The organism is Pseudovibrio sp. POLY-S9, from assembly GCF_001431305.1.
Taxonomy (GTDB): domain Bacteria; phylum Pseudomonadota; class Alphaproteobacteria; order Rhizobiales; family Stappiaceae; genus Pseudovibrio.
In genome coordinates this window covers 158639-173065 of the sequence record NZ_LCWX01000122.1, presented here as the reverse complement: position 1 = coordinate 173065, position 14427 = coordinate 158639, and the positions used below count along the sequence as shown (strand labels likewise).

The 14427-nt window shown below is 51.2% G+C and carries 15 protein-coding genes and 1 pseudogene; 7 read left to right on the top strand and 9 right to left on the bottom strand.

Going from position 1 to position 14427, the window contains the following annotated elements:
- Positions 1–808 (bottom strand): annotated as a pseudogene (locus tag PPL9_RS10335) (flagellar biosynthetic protein FliO); the annotation flags it as partial.
- A 445-nt stretch (positions 809–1253) separates the two neighbouring features.
- Between PPL9_RS10335 and flgB the strand changes: the two are divergent.
- The 7 genes from flgB to PPL9_RS10300 all read left to right on the top strand — a co-directional run bounded on the left by flgB (position 1254) and on the right by PPL9_RS10300 (position 7359).
- The gene (flgB, locus tag PPL9_RS10330) at positions 1254–1661 is read left to right on the top strand and encodes a flagellar basal body rod protein FlgB (protein ID WP_082596715.1); all 408 of its coding nucleotides are present in this window, start codon (positions 1254–1256) and stop codon (positions 1659–1661) included.
- Between the two features lie 54 nt (positions 1662–1715).
- Entirely contained in the window at positions 1716–2126 is a 411-nt protein-coding gene (flgC, locus tag PPL9_RS10325) for a flagellar basal body rod protein FlgC (RefSeq protein ID WP_108818255.1), read from the top strand.
- A 35-nt stretch (positions 2127–2161) separates the two neighbouring features.
- Complete coding sequence (locus PPL9_RS10320; protein WP_208860463.1) at positions 2162–2470, top strand: flagellar hook-basal body complex protein FliE; 309 nt, start codon at positions 2162–2164, stop codon at positions 2468–2470.
- Positions 2471–2527: 57 nt separating this feature from the next.
- Complete coding sequence (gene fliQ, locus PPL9_RS10315) at positions 2528–2794, top strand: flagellar biosynthesis protein FliQ (RefSeq protein WP_057462613.1); 267 nt, start codon at positions 2528–2530, stop codon at positions 2792–2794.
- Positions 2795–2837: 43 nt separating this feature from the next.
- On the top strand, positions 2838–3611 hold the full coding sequence (gene fliR, locus PPL9_RS10310) for a flagellar biosynthetic protein FliR (protein ID WP_057462612.1): 774 nt from the start codon (positions 2838–2840) through the stop codon (positions 3609–3611).
- Positions 3612–3622: 11 nt separating this feature from the next.
- Positions 3623–4699: a flagellar biosynthesis protein FlhB gene (flhB, locus tag PPL9_RS10305; RefSeq protein WP_057462611.1), complete on the top strand. Its 1077-nt coding sequence runs from the start codon at positions 3623–3625 to the stop codon at positions 4697–4699.
- 95 nt (positions 4700–4794) lie between these two features.
- On the top strand, positions 4795–7359 hold the full coding sequence (locus PPL9_RS10300; RefSeq protein ID WP_057462610.1) for an ATP-binding protein: 2565 nt from the start codon (positions 4795–4797) through the stop codon (positions 7357–7359).
- A gap of 166 nt (positions 7360–7525) precedes the next feature.
- Here PPL9_RS10300 and PPL9_RS10295 read toward each other — a convergent pair whose 3' ends face one another.
- The 8 genes from PPL9_RS10295 to PPL9_RS33195 form a co-directional block, all read right to left on the bottom strand.
- A complete protein-coding gene (locus tag PPL9_RS10295; protein WP_057462685.1) occupies positions 7526–7993 on the bottom strand; it encodes a hypothetical protein in 468 nt (155 codons plus the stop codon).
- Positions 7994–8386: 393 nt separating this feature from the next.
- On the bottom strand, positions 8387–9301 hold the full coding sequence (locus tag PPL9_RS10290) for a pseudouridine-5'-phosphate glycosidase (protein ID WP_057462609.1): 915 nt from the start codon (positions 9299–9301) through the stop codon (positions 8387–8389).
- Positions 9302–9333: 32 nt separating this feature from the next.
- Positions 9334–10257 carry a PfkB family carbohydrate kinase gene (locus PPL9_RS10285; protein WP_057462608.1) on the bottom strand — a complete coding sequence of 308 codons (924 nt, stop codon included), beginning with the start codon at positions 10255–10257 and terminating at the stop codon, positions 9334–9336.
- Between the two features lie 189 nt (positions 10258–10446).
- Positions 10447–10848 (bottom strand): hypothetical protein, encoded by a 402-nt coding sequence (locus PPL9_RS10280; protein WP_057462607.1) that lies wholly within the window; start codon positions 10846–10848, stop codon positions 10447–10449.
- A 107-nt stretch (positions 10849–10955) separates the two neighbouring features.
- Complete coding sequence (locus PPL9_RS10275; protein ID WP_057462606.1) at positions 10956–11930, bottom strand: phage protease; 975 nt, start codon at positions 11928–11930, stop codon at positions 10956–10958.
- 10 nt (positions 11931–11940) lie between these two features.
- Positions 11941–12843 (bottom strand): Mu-like prophage major head subunit gpT family protein, encoded by a 903-nt coding sequence (locus PPL9_RS10270; protein ID WP_057462605.1) that lies wholly within the window; start codon positions 12841–12843, stop codon positions 11941–11943.
- Between the two features lie 607 nt (positions 12844–13450).
- On the bottom strand, positions 13451–13816 hold the full coding sequence (locus PPL9_RS10265; protein WP_152986654.1) for a hypothetical protein: 366 nt from the start codon (positions 13814–13816) through the stop codon (positions 13451–13453).
- A 355-nt stretch (positions 13817–14171) separates the two neighbouring features.
- On the bottom strand, positions 14172–14427 hold a 256-nt coding region (locus PPL9_RS33195), incomplete at its 5' end, for a hypothetical protein (RefSeq protein ID WP_208989286.1).

Genomic DNA, 14427 nt, shown 5'->3' with positions numbered 1-14427 from the left:
TGAGTGAGCGTGGTGAGGCTGGACGCGCTGGAGACGGGCGTGCTGTTATTGGGCGTGCCGCTACTTTTTGAACGCCGCGTGCGCCGCCGATGGTTGGCGTCTGCAAAGCGGCTGGTCTACCTGCTGGTGCTGGTGCTGGTGCTGCTGCTGATGCTGGGGCAGCTGGTCTTGCCGGACGCGCAGATGTCATGTGCCCTGCTGCTGCAGCTTGTGGGATTGGCGCTGCCTGAGGCACTGCAGCAACTTTTTCTTTGATTGTTGCTGGCGCCGGGGCAGGTGCTGTCGCTACAGGTTGTACAGGTGCTTTTACTTCAGGCTGCTGCTTTGGAACAGGGCGACTTGCAGGTGCAGGTTTTACCTCTGCCGTTACTGGCGCGGTGTCCTCCCCCCAATTCAGGCGTGCTGTTGGTTCTTCTGAAGAGGGCGTTTGTTCTGGTGTTGCCGGTGTGGTGCCGACTTGCCCATTGCCTGTAAACATCTGTCCGCGAGGCGGGGCCGAGACCGGCATGCCACGAATGATGCCTTGCTCAACAACAACGTCATTAGCGCCCCCAATCATGATGAGATGCTCAACATTGTCTCGGCGGACAAGCAGTAATCTGCGCCGCGCATCGATGTCGGTCGCATCCATGATTGCAAGACGAGGTTGGCGACTTCGCGACCCCTTGTAACTGGTTCTTGCTAAGCGCTTCAAAAGCGGAATGCAGACCGCGATGAGAACCGCGATAATCAACATCGCCAGTACGACAGCAAGAAGCTGTGCGCTTCCCTGCGACATACCAGTGGTTTGGGCCAGCCAGTCAGGCATGAATGTTCCTCAACTCGTATTCAGCATTCAGCGGACTGCTCTTTTGATAAAACAGCCCGGAATTGGGGTACGAATCCCCGCATTAACTCATGCGCGCATTTGTAACCTATAGTTTATGTAGAATGAACAGTTCACAGGGATGAAGTTGGTGGCGTTACCCGAGTTTTTACGCGAAAATCACGAAATTGCACTTTCGGACGGGTGAATTTTGCTGGCTCGGCAAAATTTTCCACTTCTCAGGCCACAATTCTTAATAGGTGCTAAAGCCTATGATTCTTTTCAGGGCTCTGATGTACTCGGAATTTCGGTAGTGCTCTGCTTTTTAAGGATTCTTCGGTGCGTAAATATTAATAGAACCTTAATGTTAACTTTTTGTTAACCATTGCCTAGGCACTTTCTACCTAGTTTAATTTACCAAATCTGTTCTCATAGGTTGTGCTGTCAGATGGCCTTAACTGATCTTCCGATGTTTCAGGCGTTGCGCCAAAAGATGCAGTGGCACCAACAACGTCAGGGTATACTGGCTGAAAATGTTGCCAATGCAGATACGCCTGGTTACCGCAGCAAGGACCTGAAGGATCTGAGCTTTGGTGACATGGTCCAGGCCGAGGCTGGATCTGGTGCGTTGCGCCCTGTAGCGACAAATGCCGGGCACATTACAAGTGGCGGGATCAGCGCTGGTGTCGGGACGAAAGTAAGCAAGGCTTCCAGCTTTGAAAGAACTCCAGACGGCAACAGTGTAGTTCTTGAAGAGCAGATGATGAAGATCGCCGAGAACCAGATCGACTATCAGACAGCAACAAGCCTTTATACGCGCAGTCTTGGCATGTTCAAGACCGCGCTGAGACGATGAGTGAGAGCAGTTGCCTTGGTGTGATGAGCGCTGAGGTTAATGTGGGAGGAACCCATGGATTTTATTAAGTCGATGTTTATCGCGGCGTCCGGGCTGAAGGCTCAGACAGGTCGCATGCGGGTGATCGCAGAGAACATTGCCAACGCTGATTCCACCGGCCAGACACCGGGCGAAGATCCATATCGCCGCAAGGTTCCCACATTCACAAACAGTTTTGACAGCAAGGTGGAAGCTGAGCTGGTGAAGCTTGGCAAGGTGCGTGAAGACCAGAGCGAGTTCAAGCTTCGGTATGAACCGGACCACCCGGCTGCGAATGACAAAGGCTACGTGAAGATGCCGAATGTGAGTACGCTGGTTGAGATGGCGGATATGCAGGAAGCGACCCGCTCTTATGAAGCGAACCTGAATGTGGTGAAGTCTTCACGTTCCATGATGCAGAAAACACTCGATATTCTTAGAGGTTGATGACCGGTTGGCTGATACCGGAAGGAGATACAATCATGTCTAATGCTTCTATTGCTGCAAGTGCTTATGCAAACACAGCAAAACTGAGCAATCCACTTGAAGCTGCCAGTGAGAGCGGTGACAAAAGCGGTGCTTTTGGCAATATGGTGCAGTCCGCGATCAGCGAGATCAATGAGGGCGGTCAGGTTGCTGACGTGCAGTCCCTTAACCTGTTGCAGGGCAAAGCCAATGTGGTGGATGTGGTGACAGCGGTTGCTGAGACTGAACTTGCTTTGGAGACCGTCGTTTCGGTTCGTGACCGCGTTATTTCTGCGTATGAAGAAATTATGCGGATGCCAATCTAACTGCTTGGCTATATGTGTCGGTGCCAAGGTGATGAGCGAGAGGGTGGTTAAAGCAGGATGAGCGGAGCAGAAGTGCTGGATATTGCCAGCGAGGGCATATGGACGCTTATTCTGGTGTCGTCTCCTGTGATGCTTATCGGGCTTCTGGTTGGTGTGATTGTGGCGCTGTTTCAGGCGCTGACACAAATTCAGGAACAGACGCTGGTGTTTGTTCCTAAGATCCTGAGTATCTTTATTGCGTTGCTCGTGACACTTCCTTTCATGGGGGAGTTGATGAATTCTTTTACAAACCGCATTGCCGGGTTGATTATCTCCGGATATTGAGCGAGATACAGCGCAGGGCGGCGCGCATTCTGGGGGCAAATTTGTGACGGTCAATCTGGATTTTCTACCGGTGATCGTTATGGGTTTCCTGCTGATGTTTGCGCGTATCGGCACAATGTTTATGCTCGTGCCTGCCTTTGGCGAATCCTTCATTCCAGTCCGAGTCCGCCTGACCATCGCGCTTTTGATGACTTACGTGCTGGCGCCCATCAATGCTGATCTTTATCCGCCAGATGCCATGAGCAGTCTGACGCGCCTGCTGGGTTTGCTGGGCGGGGAGCTTTTGGTGGGGTTCTTCATCGGTCTGTCGATGAAGCTGATTTCCTACGCCCTTTCTACTGCTGGTACGATCATGGCCAACCAGTCCGGCCTTGCCTTTGCGATGGGCGGCGATGCGACGAACTCTGGTCAACAAGGCGCGTTGATGGGCAACTTCCTGAACGTGCTTGGCATCTGCATGGTGTTTGTGACCAACCTGCATTATGTGATGATTGCGGCCATGCAGGATAGCTTCACGCTGTTTCCCCCCGGTAATCCGTTGCCGGTTGGGGACCTCTCAGCGCAGGCGATTGCGACGGTGTCGCACATGTTCTCTGTCGCCCTTCGTATGGGTGCGCCGTTCATCGTTGTCGGGATCGTGTTTTACTTCAGTCTGGGTCTGCTGAATAAGCTGATGCCACAGATGCAGATCTTCTTCATTGCCATGCCGGTCAATATTCTGATCGGATTTGGTATCTTCCTGCTGCTGCTTTCAACGCTGATGGGTTTCTACCTGACGGAGTTCCGAAATGCGCTTCAGCCGTTCCTGCTGAATTAACGAGGGATGTGATGGCTGAAGATACCGACGATTCGGAGAAAACCGAGGACCCCACCCAAAAACGGCTCGATGATGCATTCGAGAAAGGGGACATACCGAAATCGCAGGAAGTGAGTGCCTGGTTTTCGTTGTTGGGGACCGCTTTGGTGATTTCTTTCCTCGCGCCTGCGATGGTTGGGGGCATTTCTACCATTTTAAAGGGCTTTTTTGCCCATGCAGACACGATTGCTGTTGATCCGGGTGCTCTTGTTTTCCTTTTAGAAATAACTGGGCCTGAAATACTTGGTGTGGTGGCACTGCCGTTGCTCACACTTTTGGTGCTCGCCGTTGTTGGCAATGTGGTTCAACACAAACCACTTTGGACAGCTGAACGGTTGAAGCCGAAGTTGAACAAGATCTCGCCGCTTTCAGGAATGAAGAGGTTGTTCTCTAAAGACAGTCTTGCGAACTTTCTGAAAGGGCTCGTAAAGATCATTGCGGTTGCTGTGGTTGTCTTTCTGGTGCTGTGGCCGGAAAGAGACCGTCTGGACACAGTGGTGTTCAGAGAAACGGGCCTTGTGCTGGAGGAGGTCCGCGAACTTGCTATTATGGTGATTGGAGCAATTCTTGCGCTTATGACTGTTGTTGCCGGAGCCGATTTGGTGTGGCAACGGAAAAAATGGTTCGAAAAGCAAAAGATGACCCAGCAGGAAGTTAAAGAGGAATACAAGCAATCTGAGGGTGATCCCAAGATTAAAGCCAAAATTCGAGAGTTGCGCCTTCAGCGTTCACGCAACAGAATGATGGCAAGTGTGCCGGATGCGACGGTTGTTATTACAAACCCGACCCACTACGCGGTTGCCCTGAGTTATGAAGAGGGCATGGGAGCACCGCAATGTGTTGCGCTTGGGGTGGATGAACTGGCGCTCCGCATACGAGAGGTTGCGAAGGAATCCGATGTGCCGATCGTGGAGAACCCACCGCTGGCACGTGCGTTGTATGCAACGATAGAATTGAATGATTATGTGCCTGAGGAGCACTACGCCGCGGTTGCGAAGGTGATTGGTTATGTCATGCAGCTGCGTAAAAAGAAAAGCTGGCGGTCTTAACGGCATTTACGTGTCGGAGTGTCGGCTTTGGAGCGGACTATTCTCATGGCGCGATGGAGTCAAATCGTCTGCGGGGCAGCCGTAGAGAGGGTAAGATGACGAAGACCGAAGCGCGGCGACCTGAGCCGGTGATAGACAGGACAGACAAGGGAGGCAGCCTTGGGGCCTTGATGCTGCTTGCATTAGGCCTTGTTGCAGCGACAGCCGCCTTCGCGTTGATGCGCAAGGAACAGGCGGAGCCCTATATTTTGGGACTTCTGGGTGTTCTGGCCGTTGTCGGGGTGTTCTCTCTCTTCGCTATGGCCATTGGCCTTTTACGGTTCATCTCCAAAACCCATCGCAATCCACTTGCCGAATCCTTCATGAACTCGCTGGATGATGGTGTTCTGCTGGCTGATCATAATGGCCGTATCATCTACGCCAACCAGTCCTATGCTGAGTTGACGGGTGCGCGTGGACCTGCGGATGTGCGCACGGTGGAGCGGGTGTTTTCGTCAGACCCGGATGCTGCTGATGCCATATTCCGGCTGTCGCAAGCGGTGCGGAGCGGACGATATGCAACAGAAGAAGTGCGTCTGCCGAATGCGGTTGGTGAGGTTGCCAGCGGAGCGCGTTGGTATCGCATCAGCGTTCGGCCGCTGGATCAGGATGCAGCGGTTGGCGTTGAAAGCGGCATTACGATCTGGCAGGTATCCGATATCACCCGTGACCGTACCGAACAGGAAAACTCCTTCCAGGAGCTGCAGAGAGTTATCAACTTCCTTGACCATGCCCCCTGCGGGTTCTTTTCCTCTGACAGCACCGGCAAGCTGGTCTACCTGAATGCGACACTTGCTGACTGGCTTGGCTATGATCTGACACAATTCATCTCCGGCGAACTGTCTTTGAAAGACATCGTGCGCGGAGAAGGGGCAGCTCTTGTTGAGGCGCTGCTGGGCTCTGAGGGTGAAGTTAAGACCGAGAGCTTTGATATTGATCTGGTGACCCGCAATGGCACCGGTCTGCCTGTGCGCCTTGTACACCGTGTGCCGTTTGGAGCTGATGGGCTTGCTGGTGACAGTCGTACGCTTGTGATCAATCGCTCTGCAGGCAATGATGATGAAGAGGCGCTGCGGGCTGCAGAAGTGCGCTTCTCACGCTTCTTCAACAACACACCTGTTGCGATTGCCTCTATCGACAAGAACGGTCTTGTGGAACGCACCAATGGCCCGTTCATGCGCTTGTTCGAGCAGGGTGAAGGCCTTGGCAAGGATGTGAAGCTCACCGAGTTTGTCGTTGAAACTGACCGCGTTGCTCTGCAAAGCGGGTTGGAGGAAGCTGCGCTGGGCAAGAGTGAGATTGCACCGCTTGACGTTTCGCTCAAAGGCAATGGTGATCCGCGCTCTGCGACCTTCTACGTTTCTGCAGTACAGGACAGTCAGGCCGGTGAAGATGCTGCGGTGATTTATGTTCTGGAAACCACCCAGCAGCGCGCGCTTGAAGCTCAGTTTGCCCAGAGCCAAAAGATGCAGGCGATCGGTCAGCTGGCGGGTGGTGTTGCGCATGATTTCAACAACGTTCTGACCGCGATTATCGGGTTCTCTGATCTGTTGCTGGCAAGCCACCGGCCTACAGATCCGGCGTTCCAGGACATCATGAACATCAAGCAGAATGCGAACAGGGCAGCAGGTCTTGTGCGTCAGTTGCTGGCGTTCTCCCGCCGTCAGACCTTGCGTCCGCAGGAGCTCGCACTTGCGGATGTGCTTGCTGATGTTTCTATTCTTCTGGACCGTCTGCTTGGCGAGAAGATTGAACTGAAGTTGGTACATGGCCGGGAGCTGTGGCCTGTGATGGCTGATGTGAACCAACTTGAGCAGGTGATCGTCAACCTTGCTGTGAACGCCCGTGACGCGATGGAAGGTGGTGGCGAAGTTTCCATCCGCACGCTTAATGTGGAAGAGGCTGTTTCCAAAACCTATGAGAACACGCGCGGTATGCCACCGGGTGAGTATGTTCTGATCGAGGTGGCTGATAATGGCCATGGCATGTCTCAGGACGTGATGGACAAGATCTTTGAGCCGTTCTTCTCGACCAAAGATGTTGGTAAAGGAACGGGTCTTGGGCTTTCCACTGTTTATGGCATTGTGAAGCAGACTGGTGGCTATGTGTTCTGCACCAGTGAAGTTGGTGTGGGTACCACGTTCCGAATCTTCCTGCCGCGTCACATCTCCACTGAGAAGGAAGAGGTGGTTGAGGTTAAACCGGAACAGGAAGTAACAGAGGCTGACCTGACTGGTTCTGCAACCATTCTTCTTGTTGAGGATGAGGAGGCTGTGCGAGCCTTTGCTGCGCGCGCATTAGGTGGCCGCGGTTATGAGGTTTATGAAGCAGGTTCCGGCACTGAGGCATTGGAAGTGATGGAAGAAACAGGCGGGGCGATTGACCTTGTGGTTTCTGACGTGGTGATGCCGGAAATGGATGGGCCAAGCCTGCTTATTGAGCTGCGCAAGACGCGTCCTGACCTGAAGATCATCTTTATCTCTGGCTATGCTGAGGATGCGTTTGAGAAGAACTTGCCAGCTGAGGAAAGTTTCACCTTCCTGCCGAAGCCGTTCACACTCAAGCAGCTTGCAACAACCGTGAAAGAAACTCTGGAAGCCAAGACGCAAGAACGCGCCTAAAGCAGTTCGCATTTAAGTTGAAACACCTGAACTGCTTTAGCCTTTGTTTTTGCGTATCTCCGAAAACCGGTTCCCACTTTTCGGAGATACGCTGTAGTTTCTTACTCTTTAATGCAAAAGGCCGGAGAGCTGTGAAGCTTTCCGGCTTTTTTTGAATTCTTGATGCTTAGCAGCCTGCAGATGATTCCGCATTGGACTTCAAACGTTGAAGGCTCTGCATGGAACCCGGATTTCCTGGAAGTTGGAAAGACTGTTCTTGCGGGGTGTAGATGTTGTTGACCAATGCAAGATCCTGCACAACGTTTGTACGGCATTGTGCGCCAGAGAAGCGAACACGAATGCGGTAGGCGCGCTCACCGGAGTCAGAGGCACCGAACTCGTTATCTAAAACAGCGTTTTCGCCGCGCACATAGCTTTCCATCACCACCATGTTTGGTTCATTCTGCTGCACGATAGTACCGCGTGCGCTTGCGCTATCGACCAGTGTTTTGCGAACAGTTTCAGGAGACGCGTTGATCTGAATGGTCTGAGAATCTGCGTCTGCGCGAATAGTTGGCTGACCACTGCGATTGGATGGACCGCTTTGGCAGGCCGCGAGAGCTGTAGTTAATCCGATAAAAATGAGTTTCTTCATAGCGTAAATCCTGCGGGTGACAAAAACAGAAGCAGCTGCCGCCAACCGCGCAATTCTGTTTGGCGTGATTTCAATGGAGCCACCCATTAAATGGGATTGGCCTTTCTCGCATATGCCCGCCTGATGGCGTTTTGATGAGCACTATATGACCACAAGATGCAGATGCGCCAATAGAAACACAGAGATGTAAAATTCTATAGCTTTAGAACACCTAAAATAATCGGGACCGAAAAACAATGGAATCCTTCGATCAAAGAGATGTGAAAGTCTCTGCATGATTTGAGTTGACTAAACGTGTCGGGGTGCTTTTGAAAAATGGTGCTGATCGTACATAAAAAATCCGGATTGGAAGGGCCAACCCGGATTTACATTATTTCTTGGGTTAAAAGTTGCTTACGCAGTCAAACCACAAGCGATTTTCGTAGCAAGCTTTGCGTTGTTTTTAACAAGCGCAATGTTGGTTGCGAGGCTGCGGCCATTGGTGCGCTCGAAAATGTCTTGCAGCACGAATGGAGTGACTTCCTTGCCGGTGATGTTTTGCTCTTCTGCTGCCTGAATGGAGGCATCGATGAACACCTGCATTTCGTCAGATGGGATTTCATCTTCAACAGGTACCGGGTTGGTGACGAGCATGCCGCCATGGTCGCCAAATGTTTCGCGGAACTTGATGAGCTTGGAGATGTCTGAAGCATCGTCCAGGCTGTAAGGCGCTTTGATCTTTGTGTCGCGGGACCAGAATGCAGGTACGTTTTCACAATTGAAACCAATGACCGGAACGCCGCGTGTTTCCAGAACTTCCAGTGTCTTTGGAATGTCGAGCAGCGCTTTTGCGCCTGCGGAAACAACACAAACTGGAGTGCGGGACAACTCATCCAGATCAGCTGAGATATCGAAGCTGGTTTCTGCGCCTTTATGGACACCGCCGATGCCGCCGGTTGCGAACACGCGGATGCCAGCTGCGTGCGCCGCCATCATGGTTGCTGCTACGGTTGTGGAGCCGTTTTTACCCAGCGCCATAGCGAAGGAAAGATCTGCGCGGGAGCACTTCATGACGTCTTTGGCGTTTGCCAATTCTTCCAGAGTGCTGTCTTCCAGACCCACATGCAGCTCGCCGTTCAACACAGCGATTGTCGCAGGGACTGCGCCACCGTCACGGATGATCTGTTCTACTTCGCGGGCAGTTTCAACGTTTTGTGGGTACGGCATGCCATGGGTAATGATGGTGGACTCCAGCGCAACAATAGGGGCGCCATTGCTCAGAGCATCTGCAACTTCTTTTGAATGATGGATTTTAATTGAACTTCCCATGGTTTTCCCAGTCTTTCGTATGTTGTTGGTGCTTAGGCATGTTCTAATAAACGAGCTTTAAGCGATTGGGGTGAAAGCGTTTCTGGCGCAGCGCCGGTCGCTTCCACTGTAATTGATGCAGAGGCAAGACCGCTTTTTACTGCTGAAACCGGGGCTTCATTGAGGCAACTTGCATAAAGAAAGCCTGCAATGAAGGCATCACCGGCACCGGTGACATCTACGGGAACAACAGAAAATGGAGTGTGCGAGCTTGTGCTGCCTGCACAGTGAAGAGCCAGTGGCTTGTTGGAATTGCTGACCAGAACAATTGGAATGCCCGCAGTTGCCAGCTTTTGAGCTAGTTCTTCTGCTGAGAATTCTCCTGGTTTGCACTCCAAAAGAGCTGTGGCTTCATCTGTGTTGGTAAAAAGAATGTCGATTTTTGAGAGGAGGGGCCGCAGTTTGGGCGCCTTCGCAATTGAGACGGTGTCTGCTGCGAGAAGGCGATGCTCCTTGGCATTGGCAAGTGAGAGAAGCGTTGCTTCTTCCAGATTGGTTTCACAGAGCCAGATATCGCAGTCCAGCAGAGCCTGCGGGATTGGATTTGCTTCTGAGAAACTTACCTTTGCTGTGATCTCACTGTCTGAAATTGCGGAGAACAATGTGCCATCCGGATTGTGAAGCGCCAGATAGGATCCTGTTCGACCGTCTGCGACAGTGGTGATACTGGAGGTATCAATCCCGCAGTCTGTCAGACTTTTTGCGAGGAATGCTCCGTCTGCATCGTCCCCCAGACATCCATGCATTGTTGGTTGCATGCCCAGCCGGGCCATTGCGCGTGCAATGTTTGCTCCAACACCTCCAGCACGAGACATAATTTTCCCGGGTGTTGAGGTGTCCGGCTTGAATGGTCGATCTGCATGGGCAATCCTGTCCAGATGGATTGCTCCGATTACTCCGACCTTTTTAGTGGACATAACCAATTCTCCTCCCGACATCGAAAGACAGTTGATATGCAATGTGGTTGGCCAAAGCAAGCTACGAGCAAATACAGACTGTGGGTGATGTATCAAAAGTGCATTTTGCTGTTTGTGGAGAGAGAATATTTAAATTAGATCAGGCAGAATTATATTAGTATTTCCGGGATTAGACGGGAGCAAACGAATTTAAACGGGTGGAGTTCTTCTCTTGCGGGCTGACCCAAAGTTGGAAAGCAAGTATCTGTTCAGCGATGTTTTGCTAGGTGCACGATCTTTCCCGAACCGCTCAATACATGCCGCAAGCAAATCCTTTGCAGATATGGCGTTGACATTTTCTCGGATAAAGGCGGCGATATCTGGGTGTCGATCAATCTTCGAACGACGTTCGACGAACCTTCGAGACGGCTCCGAATTGGCCTCGTTGTCATCGAGTTTTTGCTCTGTGCTGGATTTAAGAAGCTGCTGGTACGTTTCAAGCGGCATGAGGACGAGTATATCGCCGTTATCATTTTCAAGTTCGAGTGCGGTCGCATCGCAGGCGGCTTTCCCGCGTGCTTTCAGTCTGGAAAAAGAGATTGTTTTAGACATGGCTGGTTAATCCTATGAGGTGGCCGGGTTCTCCTGAAAACCCGACCACCTGTGTTTGCTGCAAGATTTTGGACACGCACGAAGGATACGCTTGCAGCAATTTTGAGTTATGAGGTTTGGGTTAGTGCTGAGACCTCAATCCCAAGCTCTTGGGCCACTTGATCGGCAACGCTATCGCCCAGAGAGTTTGCGCTTTGCGAAAGCTTCTGATCCATCTCCGGCGTAATGGTGGAGAAGGTCAGAACCGAAGGCGATAATGTGCTCTTGAATTCGTCGAAGGACTTCGGATCACTCTTACACAAAGCCAGTGCCCAGGGTTTCAATGCTGGAGGTAGTAAGCCGTCATTCACACAGCGTTCAACATTGGCATTTGCAGTCTGGTCAAGGAAAACCTTCTGCTCTTCACTTAGAGATTGTCCAGTTGTGTCGGTTGACTTCGTTGCGTTGGGGCTAACCGAACCAGACTTTGAGCCGTTTGCGAAGTTGGCTTCTGCTGCCTCCAACAAGCGCTTAACCTTGGAGATGATAGTCTGATTGTCGGTATCTTCTGGAAGGCCCAGAGTGGAGGTTATAGCCTCGCCAAGTTCATTCTGGTTGCTGTCTTCCTCTTTACACAATGCGGTTAGATGTAGATTGGGTCTGTTGGTTAGTCCCGCCCTTAGCAATTGAATGATGCGGCCCGTATCTTTGTGATGACGAAGAACCGGGCTTAAAAAGCGATATTCTTTATTGGCAATCATGTCTTGGGCCTTATCGGTCCATTCTACACGACCCCAGATACCATCGTCTCGCGAAGACAGTTCTTTGATCCAGCCTGCCGCTGGTGCTGGTTTCCCGTTTTTTGGAGCGTTGTCGGTCTGGTGCTCATAATCAATGGGCAGTTCCATGCCAGTTCTGGCAGCCTCTCTGATAACAGAATCCGGATCATCTAAAGCAAAGGTGCGTCCGTCTCTGCCGATAATGCGGCCGGAGGGAATGAGGTGGACCCAGCCAGCCTCTTCAGCGAGCGGCATAGCTTGTTTGAGAGGTATGGAGGTGGAGTTCATTTCAGTTGAAACGATGTCTTTTTTAGGTGTTGACATGGCTCGTTCCTCACTCTGTTTCTGCAAGGTAAGGGGAGACAAGCAGCTCAGCCGTATCACGCCAGATGTTGCTGGAACCTTCGATCTGGTCCGCCTTGAGCAGCTTAAGCGCATCTTCTTCCAATGCTGGCGGCACGACCAGCAACGCAGGTTTTACGCCGAGTAAGCGTTCACGGTCACCCTTGAGGTTTGTCATGGAGACTCGTGCTTGCTTATAGTTTTCGACGCTCAGTGTGGCTTTGGAGCCAAACGCCAGTTGCCAAAGTCCAAACCCGGCATTAGCTCGTGCCCGAATTCCATAAAGGTATTCGTCTTTCATAAAGACATGTTCGGAGTTGGCTTCAGTGACGCTTTGCAGTTCGTAGGCTTCTCGTTCCTGCCAGATGATGGGTTTGATTTTGCGGGTTGTGTCAATCAAGAACCATGCGGGCCCGTCACCATTCTGCATATTAGAAGTCGTCGCGACGGTTTCACCCCGTTTATTGTAAATTGGGTGATCGGGATCAAAGAAATTTTGGCCATCATAACACTTGGTCGCGAAGCCCTTTTGCAGCAAGTTAAACACCAGCTCATCTGGATGAACTTTCGCAGTTCGGCCCATTTCCGAAAACAGAGGCGCATAGATGCCATATTGGTCGTCGCTGATATCGTCCCGCTTAACGGCCACAGTCGATTCAAACTTGCGGTTTTCGATTGTAAAGCCGTGTGCATTCAGCTCTTGAATGATCCTGTCACCAACCCATTCACGCATGCCGGGAAACTGACCGAGCCAGCCAAAGACGTTCTTGCTGGTTCGGGAGCCGACGGTCATCGACACATCGTTGTAATGAACCTCTGTCGCCTTGAATGCGTCGTGGAAGTTGGTCTGATATCCCTTGAACAGGAGATCGAGATTTTCTTGGTTGATTTGCATGTTGCGATGTCCAAATCGTATCCGGTTGAAGATGAGGACAAGCAAAGCACAAGTGCGCAGACTAAAAGCCGGTAACACATGTCACCAGTACGGGGATAAATGCGCTTTAGGGGGAAATGTAGGTAAGGGCTTAGCCTAGGGTGCGTGCAGTTGTCAAAATCAATTTCGAATGGGCTTCGAACGCCGTCGAACGCACCTGAATGAGCCTCTGGTGGCTATGTAGCTAATTCCGCTAGAATGCGCTTCCTGAGCCTTCTCTGGGATTTTCTGGTTTTTGCGCTCTGACTTGCGTTTTTGTGTGTATAATTTAAAGTTGTGTTTGCTGGCTGAGGCAAATGGCTCGGTACCCTCGAATGGTACGTGGGGAGGTTCGCCCCCACCGAACGGCCAGCAACTCATTTAAGGCTGTGCAAATGGTTCGGTGCCCTCGAATGGCATGGAGGATGGGTCCGCCCTCCCGCAGTCGCCAGATACGAAAAAGGTGGGGTGACTTTCCCCCGCCTTTCTTGTAGTTATTCGCATGAAGCGTTGTCTTGGTTTTCTCTGGTAAGTGTCGCCAAAACTTCTTACCTGAGAGTTTGGAAAAGACGCGCTTCACTTCCTCGCTTTATGCAGCTTGTTCATGGATAAGCCTTCCTGCGCTATCTACTGGTTTGGAGAGGAAACGTTCCAGCTGGCTTTGAGCGTCTGCCTCGTCGCTGTCCATCATTCTGCCCACGTTTCTGACTGTTACCTCAAAGTCATCGAATGCTGCTAAGTTGGCATCAATCATTTTCAGGATTGAGCCAGTAAAATGAGCGTATTCCGCGCAATCAACTGGTAAAAGGTTCTTCATCTGGTCGCTGGCCTGCTGAAGACCCCAGATTAAAGTTTTAATCTCAAGAACATTTGAATCAATACTATCATGTCTATCGATCAACTCTTCAAGTAAGTCGCCAACATTGCGAGCTTCTTCTGTAGAGTTGCTATGCATTGCTATATTCCTCGTCTTTTCATTTCTCAGAAAGACCCCCAAACGCAGTACTGAAAGGATCAGGTTAGATTTGATCATCAACTTGGTGGAGTTAATTTCGTGAGTTCTGACTTGCTGCCTTTTAGCCCTAATAAAGTAAGCTTTAAGTCAGCAAGGCGAACGCCTTTATTCTCATGTGCAGCGTTGTGCTGCGCTGCGCATAAAAGCTTAACAAGCTCTCGTGCAGTTGTTCGTTTGCCATAGCTGCGAACAGCCTCATATGCGTCAATGCCCTCAACATTATAGGCGGCTCCTAATAGGTCGCAGTCTGATTTGCTTAACGATGGTAGGGTCAAGCACATGCCGAGGCGGCTTTTCACCTGAAGCATTGCATTGTATTGTATTCTCTATCTTTGTCGCTCTTTGCAATTCTGTCTCCGTTGCCACTTATGACAAGTGCCAAATTACAAGTCTCCTGAATGTTCAAAAGCTCTCGTTTTGCTGAAGCTTCCAAAGTTTGAAATTCGTCAATAATTAGCAATGTCCTTGGCGGTGTTTCTAGAAGGTAGGGACTCGGAGATAGTGCGCTGTAAAGCTCATGTCTAAGGTGGTCTTTCTGGGTTTTTCTATGG